General features: G+C 68.9%; 11 protein-coding genes. 2 read left to right on the forward strand and 9 right to left on the reverse strand.

The annotated features are described in order from the left end of the window. The 9 genes from QQK25_RS21425 to QQK25_RS21465 all read right to left on the reverse strand — a co-directional run. A partial coding sequence (locus QQK25_RS21425) for an extracellular catalytic domain type 1 short-chain-length polyhydroxyalkanoate depolymerase (RefSeq protein ID WP_284189791.1) occupies nt 1-723 on the reverse strand: 723 nt, incomplete at its 3' end. A gap of 157 nt (nt 724-880) precedes the next feature. Next, nucleotides 881-1459: a TIGR01841 family phasin gene (gene phaP, locus QQK25_RS21430; protein ID WP_284189792.1), complete on the reverse strand. Its 579-nt coding sequence runs from the start codon at nt 1457-1459 to the stop codon at nt 881-883. Nucleotides 1460-1605: 146 nt separating this feature from the next. Further along, nucleotides 1606-1926 (reverse strand): hypothetical protein, encoded by a 321-nt coding sequence (locus QQK25_RS21435; RefSeq protein ID WP_284189793.1) that lies wholly within the window; start codon nt 1924-1926, stop codon nt 1606-1608. Between the two features lie 4 nt (nt 1927-1930). Then, nucleotides 1931-2506 (reverse strand): flavin reductase family protein, encoded by a 576-nt coding sequence (locus QQK25_RS21440; RefSeq protein WP_284189794.1) that lies wholly within the window; start codon nt 2504-2506, stop codon nt 1931-1933. 90 nt (nt 2507-2596) lie between these two features. Next, nucleotides 2597-2947, reverse strand: coding sequence for an adenosylmethionine decarboxylase (gene speD / locus QQK25_RS21445; protein WP_284189795.1), 351 nt, complete (start codon nt 2945-2947; stop codon nt 2597-2599). Further along, the gene (locus tag QQK25_RS21450; protein ID WP_284189796.1) at nt 2944-3105 is read right to left on the reverse strand and encodes a hypothetical protein; all 162 of its coding nucleotides are present in this window, start codon (nt 3103-3105) and stop codon (nt 2944-2946) included. The genes speD and QQK25_RS21450 overlap by 4 nt, the downstream gene beginning before the upstream one ends. After that, the gene (locus QQK25_RS21455; RefSeq protein ID WP_284189797.1) at nt 3102-4586 is read right to left on the reverse strand and encodes a DUF4178 domain-containing protein; all 1485 of its coding nucleotides are present in this window, start codon (nt 4584-4586) and stop codon (nt 3102-3104) included. The genes QQK25_RS21450 and QQK25_RS21455 overlap by 4 nt, the downstream gene beginning before the upstream one ends. A 19-nt stretch (nt 4587-4605) precedes the next feature. Further along, nucleotides 4606-5622 carry an SPFH domain-containing protein gene (locus QQK25_RS21460; protein ID WP_284189798.1) on the reverse strand — a complete coding sequence of 339 codons (1017 nt, stop codon included), beginning with the start codon at nt 5620-5622 and terminating at the stop codon, nt 4606-4608. A gap of 28 nt (nt 5623-5650) precedes the next feature. After that, nucleotides 5651-6037, reverse strand: a complete 387-nt coding sequence (locus tag QQK25_RS21465; protein ID WP_284189799.1) for a DUF350 domain-containing protein — start codon at nt 6035-6037, stop codon at nt 5651-5653. A gap of 82 nt (nt 6038-6119) precedes the next feature. Between QQK25_RS21465 and QQK25_RS21470 the strand changes: the two genes are divergently transcribed. Both QQK25_RS21470 and QQK25_RS21475 read left to right on the forward strand, forming a co-directional pair. After that, entirely contained in the window at nt 6120-7661 is a 1542-nt protein-coding gene (locus QQK25_RS21470; RefSeq protein WP_284189800.1) for a polyamine aminopropyltransferase, read from the forward strand. After that, on the forward strand, nt 7661-8569 hold a 909-nt coding region (locus tag QQK25_RS21475; RefSeq protein ID WP_284189801.1), incomplete at its 3' end, for an NAD(P)-binding protein. The genes QQK25_RS21470 and QQK25_RS21475, both read left to right, overlap by 1 nt.

An 8569-nucleotide genomic window follows, 5' to 3' on the forward strand; every position in this document is an offset into this window, starting at 1 on the left:
AGCCAGGCGCTGGGCGAGGGCGTCCACATCCGGCGAGCGCCGCCCGCGCATCGACTGCCCGGCCTGCAGCGGGGTGCTGGCGCTGTGGGGCGCCGCGCCGGAGTGGCTGCCGACCGCGGTGAAGCGCTCGGGGTGGCGCAGGGCCAGGGTCATGGACATCGCCCCGCCGGCCGACAGGCCGAAGGCGAACAGCGGGCCGGCAATGCGCGGATGGGTAGCCACCGCGTGATCGACGATGGCCATCAGCAGCTGGGTTTCGAGCCCGACCCGGGCCTCGCTGCCGAACCAGTTCCAGCAACGCTGGGGGTTGGCCTCCTGGGCCTGCTCGGGCATCAGCACCGCAAAACCGCGGGACTTGGCCGTGACCGCCGCCCGGGTGACCGCTGCAAAGGCCGCCGTGTCCTGGGCGCAGCCGTGGAGGAGGAGCAGCAGCGGCAAGGGCTTGCGGGCGCTGCCGCCGGTGGGGATGAACAGCCGGTAGCGCCGCATCGCCAGCGGGCCGAGGCCCCATCGGCCGTCGAACCAGCGCCCGCCGGTGATCGGCTTGGGGGCGTCGGTGGGGGTGGCGACGGCGCGGAGCATTCGCCCGGCCTGCTCGGCCAGTTCGCCGCCGGACTTCATGCCCTGCTTCGCCGCGGCCTGGCCGATGCGGGTCGATTGGCGCATGCCGGCGCGGGTCATCTTGAAAAAGGCAGAAACCAGCGGTGACTTGCGACGACCCATCAGAGGACTCCCGAAACGCGCGCCGGCCCGATGCCGTGCTCGCCATGTTCAACCGGAACCCGCCAATGAAAAAGGCCCCGAAGGGCCTCTTTCATCGACTGCTTTTCAGCTTCATTCCACGCCGCGGCTATGACCCCGCGGCAGACTGGCTTGATGCTCAGGCAACCTTCAGCGCGGACACGGCAGCCTTGGTGCCCTTTTCAACGCTCTCGACGGCCACTTCGGTGGCCTTCTCGACGCTGGCCTGGGCGGCAGCAGCAACCTGCTTGGCGGCCTTGGAGGCGCCTTCGTAGGCGGAGTTGGCGTTGGCCAGAGCGGTCTTCACGGCCTTGACGGCGGCTTCGGAGCCGGCCGGGGCGTTCTTGAAGAGGCCTTCCAGGGCGGTGTCGAAGTTCTTGCCCAGGGCAGCGGCTTCGGCTTCGACCAGCTTGGTCAGCTCTTCCTGGGTGTCGCCACCGATGACGGAGAGGCTACGGCCGTAGGCCACGCTCTTTTCGACGGCCGGGGTCACGGCGCCCAGGTTCAGGGCGGCCAGGGCCTTCGGGTCCTTGGCGGCGATGATGGCCTTGGAGAAGGCGACGCTGTCGTCAAAGGCGGTGCGGGCGGTGGCCAGGTTCAGGGTGGAGACGCGCTCGACGGCGGTGAACACGGCGGCAACGAAGGCGGACGCGCTGTTCAGGCCGGCTTCGGCGTTGGACTTGGCGGCGGCGGCAAGGGTTTCGGGGGTAACGGACATGATGATCTCCTCAAGTTTGGGTTGGGCTTGCGATCACCGAACTGATTTCGGTATGGCTTCATGTTGCACCGCAGCAAAAACTTTTGCAAGCACTTTTTGTTGCGGTGCACAAAATATTTTCAGCCGCCCGAAAAACCCCTCATCCGCTACTCCGCCAGCAGCTCGTCGCGCAGCTTGCGCAGGCCCTCCGGCATGGTCAGGGTGGTCATGTCCCAGCCCTCGGCAGCCAGCACGTCCACGAGGCAGGCTTCCATCTCGGCGTGGGTCTTCTGCACGGATTCCATGATCCGGGCGTGGACGCCGAAATCTTCGGTGCGCATCGCCCGGCAGCTGGTCTGGTAGCGGAACAGCTCGCGCAGACCGAGGATGTGCTGGGCCACCTGGCCGGGGCAGGCGCACTGGTAAATCATCGCCTGGTCGATGATATGGGCGAGTTGTGAATTGTCGAAGACAACGGTCAGATCCATCCCATCACTCCTTGGCGTCGAAGGCTTCGCCGGTCGAGAAGAACGCGCCGCCGGCAATGTAGTGAAGACTGCGCAGCGCGTCGCCGCCAGATTCGAAATGCCAGCGCCCGTCGGAATACACCGCCGGATCGGCCCAGGCGGCCACCACCTCGCCGAGGAAGAGATCGTAGGTGCGCTGGATGTGGGGCTCGTCGATCACCCGGCATTCGAGCCAGCCGATGCAGCCGGTGGGCAGCGCCGCCGCCACCTTCGAGGCCGGCAGCACATCCAGCCCGAGGGCGGCAAACTTGTCCCCGTCCGGGCAATCCCGGCCGGACTGCGAGCCCGCCGCCACCACCTTGTCGGCGATCGCCCGCGTTGGCACCGCCAGCACGAACTCGCCGGAGGCGTCGATCAGCTCGCGACTGAAGGTGCTGCGGTCGATCACCACCGCCACCTTGGGCGGGTCGAAATCCACCGGCATGCTCCACGAGGCCGCCATCACGTTGCGCCGGCCGCCGTGGGCCGACGACACCAGCACGGTGGGGCCGTGGTTGAGGAGACGATAGGACTCGGGCAGGGGGACGGGGGTGGGGGTCATGGGGGCCGCCGTGCGTTTGGACAGGCGCCCATTCTAAATGAGTCGACGGGCCGTTTCGGCACCACGCAGCCCATGCGGGCCACCGGCGTATCAGCCCCGCGCCACGTCCCGTCGCACGCAGCTCGCCGGAGCCAGCGCGGCCTCGATCACGTCCACCGCCAGCTCGGGCCGGGCGCTGCCGCACATGAAGACATCCACCGCCGCAAAGCCGTGCTCGGGCCAGGTGTGGATGCTGAGGTGGGATTCGGCCAGCAGCAGCACGCCGGTGACGCCGAGGCCGGGGCCGAAGGGGTGGAAGTGACCACCGAGCACGGTGCCGCCGGCGGCGCGGGCGGCATCGCGGAGCAGGGTTTCGAGGGCGGTGGCATCGGCGAGGCGATGGGCGGCGACGCCGGTGAGATCGGCCAGCAGGTGGCGGCCACGGGGCAGGTGGGCGCTCACTTGTGGCCGCCTCCGCCGGACGACCAGCTGCCACCACCGGACGAGCCGCCGCCCCAGCTGCTGCTGCCGTGGCCGCTACTGGAGTGGTCGCTGAAATTGATGAGGGTGACGACCGCGACGATCAGCGTGGCGTAGATGATGTAGCCGATGCGACTCATGAATCGTCACCAAACTCATCGCTGAACAGCGGCACCCACAACAGCACGAGGGCCAGCACCACGAGCCCCATCACGCCGCTGCCACGGCCGAACATGGCGATGGGCAGGTTGAGGAGGAGGAGCACCGCAGAGGCGATGAAGGCCGGCCCGTAAAGGGCCTCGCGGGAGATCGTCGCAGCCGGCGCCGGCTGCGCTGCCGCAGCGATGGCCGCACTGGCCAGGGCCGGCTTGCCGAACCACGCGCCGATGCTGGCCGCCGTGACGCGCTGGGCCAGCGACCAGCTGATCTCGGCCGGCGTGCGTTCGCTGGTGAGGGTGCCGCGGCTGCCGACGTATTCGGTGACGCTGACCCGATCGCCCACCTTCACCTGCCAGTTGAAGGCGCCGGCGGCGTAGGTGACCTCGGCGGTGTAGCTGTCCATGCGGGTGTAGGCCGCGTCGGCGAGGCGCACGGCGCTGGCCGAGACGGACTCGGGAAATACGTCAACCACCTTGACCTTATCCCAACCCGAGGCGGATTCGACCAGCCACAGAAAGCCGGCCGTCTCGCTGAAGAGCAGATATTCGGTCCATATCTCGCCGCTGCCGGTGGTGCGCCGGCGCATCAGGCCGATGAGGGCGTAGCGGGCACCGTCGATGGTGGCGGCGTCGCCCAGCGCCAGGGTGGTGTGGACCAGGGCTTCGCGGCGGACGGCCTGCATCACCTCGACGGTGCCGGTGCTGGCGTCGGATACCGTGCCGCAGGCCGGGCAGTTGAGGTGCGCCGCCACCGCCGGGCGCCAGCTGATCGAGGCGCCGCAGGCGGGGCATTCGAGGCTCGCCGCCTTGCCCGGCAGCTTGCCGGCGCTGGCGGCGATCTCGGTGGGGCTGCGCAGCAGCTGGCACTTGAGGTCGGCCAGGGTTACCGCCTTGCCGGCGTAGCGGCGCGGGGTGTCGCCCTCGGAGTAATCCAGGGTGAGGAAGCGGTGGGCCTGGCGGTAGTCGGCCACCTTGGCCTCCCAGCCAGCGCCCACGCGGATGGGCAGCTCGCCCTCGCCGCCGGTGCAGCGGGCGGTGCGGATATCCGACGCGGCGTAGCTCACCTCGTCCCAGCGATACAGCCCGCCCGGGACGATCTGGCCGAAGGGCGGCGCGTCGGTGGCGAGGCCGGTGTCGAGGGTGACGGCGTACTGCCCGGAGGCGTCCGACAGCCAGCCGGTGCCGCCGTCGTCGAAGAGGATGTACCACTCGTTCCAGAAGCCCGCGTCGTAGCGCAGCTGGATGCGCCCCACCACGCCGAAGCGCCGCCCGGCGTAGATGCCGGAGGTGGTGATGCGGATGGGCGAGTAGTCCTCCAGCGTGGCCGACATCTTGCCTGCGTCGCGCACCGCCTCGCCGTCGCGCAGCAGGGTGCTGCGGCAGTACTCGCACACCGCCATCGCCGAGGTGGGCGAGCGGAAGGTGACTTCGGCCCCGCAACTGGGGCAGGCGAGCTTGAACACGGTCAGGGCAGGCGGTGGATCAGCCGATCAGCTTTTTCAGGATCTCGGCCTTCGCCGAATCGTAGTCGGCCTGGGTGACGAGGCCCTTGTCGAGGAGCGCCTTGAGCTTGGCGAGGCGCGCTTCGGGGTCGTCGGCGGCCGGCGCAGCAACAGGCACCGGAGCAGTAGCCGGCGCCTGGCCACCGCGCAGCGCGTCCATCATCACCTGGCCCATGCCCACACCTGCCGCCAGCCCTGCCCCCACGCCGGCGATGCCGCCTTCGTTCTGGGCCGCCAGAGGCATCGAACTCGCCACCTGGTACTGGGTGTACCTGCCCATGTCGCCCACCATGCCCATGGAGATGCGGGTGTCGATGGCCTTTTGCAGCTCTTCGGGCAGCGAGATGTTCTCGACCGCGAAGTTGTCGAGCGCGAGGCCGTAGCGCTCGAAGGTGGGCAGCATCGCCTCGCGCATCTTGTCGGCCAGCAGAATCTGGTTGGCGGCCATGTCGAGGAAGGGCAGCTCGGAGCCGCCGAGGGTGGCGCTCATGGTGGCAACGACGAGGTTGCGCAGCTGCTGCTCCAGCTCGTCGACGGTGTAGCTCGCCCGAGTGCCGCTGATCTCGGTGAAGAAGTGCTTCGGATCGACCAGCTTGTACGAATACATGCCGAAGGCGCGCAGCCGCACCATCCCGAAATCCTTGTCGCGGATGGTGATGGGCTGCGGTGTGCCCCACTTGCGGCCCAGCTGCAGCCGGGTGCTGAAGAAGTACACGTCCGACTTGAAGGGCGACTCGAAGAGCTTGTCCCAGTTCTTGAGGTTGGTGAGCAGCGGGATGGTCTGGGTGGTGAGCGTGTAGCGCCCCGGCCCGAAGACATCGGCCACCTTGCCCTCATTGACGAACACCGCCATCTGCGAATCCCGCACGGTGAGGCTGGCGCCGTACTGGATCTCGAAATCTTCCATCGGGTAACGCCAGGCCAGCGTGCCGTCGGAATCCTCGTTCCACTGGAGGACGTCGATGAACTGCTTCTTGATGAATGATCCGAGGCTCATGGTTTCTCCTGCTGGATGAAAGGCGGTTTCAGGACATGCACGCCGCGTTGATGATGCCGACCACCAGCGACAGGATGCCGGCGGTGGCGCCGGCGGCCACGTTGTTGCCGGCAAGCTGGTCGGGCAGCCGCGGGAAGGCCCGGGCGAGCACCGCGTAGGTGACGACCTGCACCGTGAGGCCGGCGACGCACCACATCATGAACAGCGGATAGCTGTCGTTGTGGAGGATGCTCGACGCGACGGTAAGCGAGAAGCCGATCACCGCGCCGCCCAGCGACAGGGCCGGCGCCACGAAGCCCTGGCGGATCAGCGCCAGCTCGTGGAAGGGCGTGACCGCCATGTAGATGCCGGCGAACGCGGCAACCATCGCGAGGCCCGAAATGAGGTGCAGGAAGTAACTGATCAGCGCGTCCATGGCCCGAGTCCGAATCTGCAAGCGGGGCATTTAGCCAGCATTTCTGATGCCCGGCAAGCGCATTCCGGGTAGAGTCCGCGCCATGCAAGACGCCCGCCCCGCCCCCGCTGCCGCCACCGACCGCCTGCTGATCCTGTCGGTGTTCGTCGTCGCCTCCTGCGGGCTCGCCTACGAGCTGATCGCCGGGGCGCTGTCGAGCTACCTGCTGGGCGATTCGGTGCTGCAGTTCTCGTCGATCATCGGCTGCTACCTGTTCGCGATGGGTGTCGGCTCGCACCTTTCCAAATACGTGCGCGACGAGGACGCGCTGGCCCGCTTCATCGACATCGAGCTGCTGGTGGGCATTGTCGGCGGGGTGTCGGCCACGCTGCTGTTCCTGCTCTTTGCGTGGATGTCGGCGCCCTTCCGCACCGTGCTGTACGCGCTGGTGTTTGCGCTGGGCGTGCTGGTGGGGATGGAGATTCCGCTGGTGATGCGGGTGCTCCACAACCGGCAGGCGCAGTTCTCCGAGCTGGTGAGCCGCGTGCTCACCTTTGATTACCTGGGCGCGCTGGTAGTGTCGCTGCTGTTTCCGCTGGTGCTGGCGCCCAAGCTCGGGCTGTCGCGCACGGGTTTCCTGTTCGGGATGGCCAACGCCGCGGTGGCGTTGTGGACCCTCTGGCATTACCGCGCCGAAGTGCCCGGCGCCCGCGGCCGCTTCACCCGCGGGGCGCTGGCGATGGCGTTTCTGATGATCGGGCTGGCGGCATCCGAGCACCTCACCCGCTGGGCCGAGCGCGGGTTGTTCGGCGACGAGGTGATCTACGCCACCACCACGCCCTACCAGCGCATCGTCGTCACCCGCTGGAAGGACGACACGCGCCTCCACATCAACGGCAACCTGCAGTTTTCCAGCCGCGACGAGCACCGCTACCACGAGGCGCTGGTGCATCCGGCGCTGGCCAGCATGCCGTGGGCGCGGCGGGTGCTCGTGCTGGGCGGCGGCGACGGGCTGGCGGTGCGCGAGATACTGCGCTACCCGAACATCGAGCACATCACGCTGGTGGATCTGGACCCGGCGATGACCGACCTCTTCACCCACAACGCGTATCTTGCCGGGCTCAACGGCGGGTCGCTCGCCGATCCGCGCGTCACGGTGACCAACGCCGACGCCGGCCAGTGGCTCGAGACGAACGCCGAGGTCTTCGACCTGATCGTCGCGGATTTTCCCGACCCGTCCAACTTCGGCCTCGGCAAGCTCTACTCGGTGCCCATCTACCGGCTGATGGCGAAGCACCTGTCGGCAAACGGCGCGCTGGTGGTGCAATCGACGTCGCCCTGGTTCGCCCCCAGGAGCTACTGGTGCATCGACGCCACCCTGCGCGAGGCCGGCTTCGTCACCCAGCCCTACCACGCCTACGTGCCGTCATTTGGCGAGTGGGGCTTCAACCTCGCCACCCGCAAGCCCGGCTTCGTGCCGCCGGATCACTACCCGGTGCCCACGCGCTTCCTCGACGCCGACACCACCCGGGCGATGTTCCGCTTTCCGCCCGACATGCGCCCGCCGGCCGTCGAGCCCAACCACCTCAACAGCCAGACCCTGGTGCATTACTTCGAGCAGGACTGGCACAACGTGGTGCGCTGATGGACCGCCGCCGCGCCATCCAGGCCGGGCTCGCCGCCGGCGCCCTCCTCGCCCTGCCCGGCTGCCGGCAGCTGCGCGACTTCGGCATCCCGATCACGGTGTTGCGCCCCGGCATGAGCGAAGGCCACGCCCTGCGCGACACCACCGCCCTGCCCACCCCCACGCGGGAGATCCGCTGCGGCGTGGCGATCCTCGGCAGCGGCATCGCCGGGCTCACCGCCGCGTGGCGGCTGGCGAAGAAAGGCGTCGACGACTTCCTGCTGGTGGAAGGCCCGGAGCCCCTCGGCAACGCCGCCGGCGGCGCGATGATGAGCCCCAGCGGCCCGATCCCGCATCCCCGCGGCGCCCACTACCTGCCGCTGCCGTCGCTGGAATCCGCCAGCGTGCGGGAGATCCTCTTCGAGCAGGGCGTGATCGAGGCCGACCCGTTCGCCGAGCGGCCGCGCTTTGCCGAGACGGCGCTGGTGCACGCCCCGGACGAGCGCCTGCTGTTTGGCGGGCAGTGGCACGAGGGCCTGCTGCCCACCGACGCCGTGGCGCCGATTGAAGCCGCCCAGCACCGGCGCTTCCTGGCTTACGTGGCCGAGCTCACCCACCGCCGCGGCGCCGGCGGCAGGCGCCTGTTCTGCGTGCCGCTGGTGGAGTCCAGCCGCGACGCCGACTGGCGCCGGCTGGATGGCGTGGTCTTCCGCGACTGGCTCGTCGCCGAGGGCTACACCTCGCCCACGCTTCACACCTGGCTCGACTACGTGTGCCGTGACGAATACGGTGCGGGGTCGGATCGCGTGTCGGCGTGGTTCGGGCTGCATTACTTCGCCAGCCGCGGCGGCCATGCCGCCAACGCCGCCGACGGCGCGCTGCTCACCTGGCCCGACGGCCTCGCCGGCCTCGCCCGCGGCCTGCTGGCC

This window comes from Zoogloea oryzae, assembly GCF_030161255.1.
Lineage (GTDB): Bacteria > Pseudomonadota > Gammaproteobacteria > Burkholderiales > Rhodocyclaceae > Zoogloea > Zoogloea oryzae.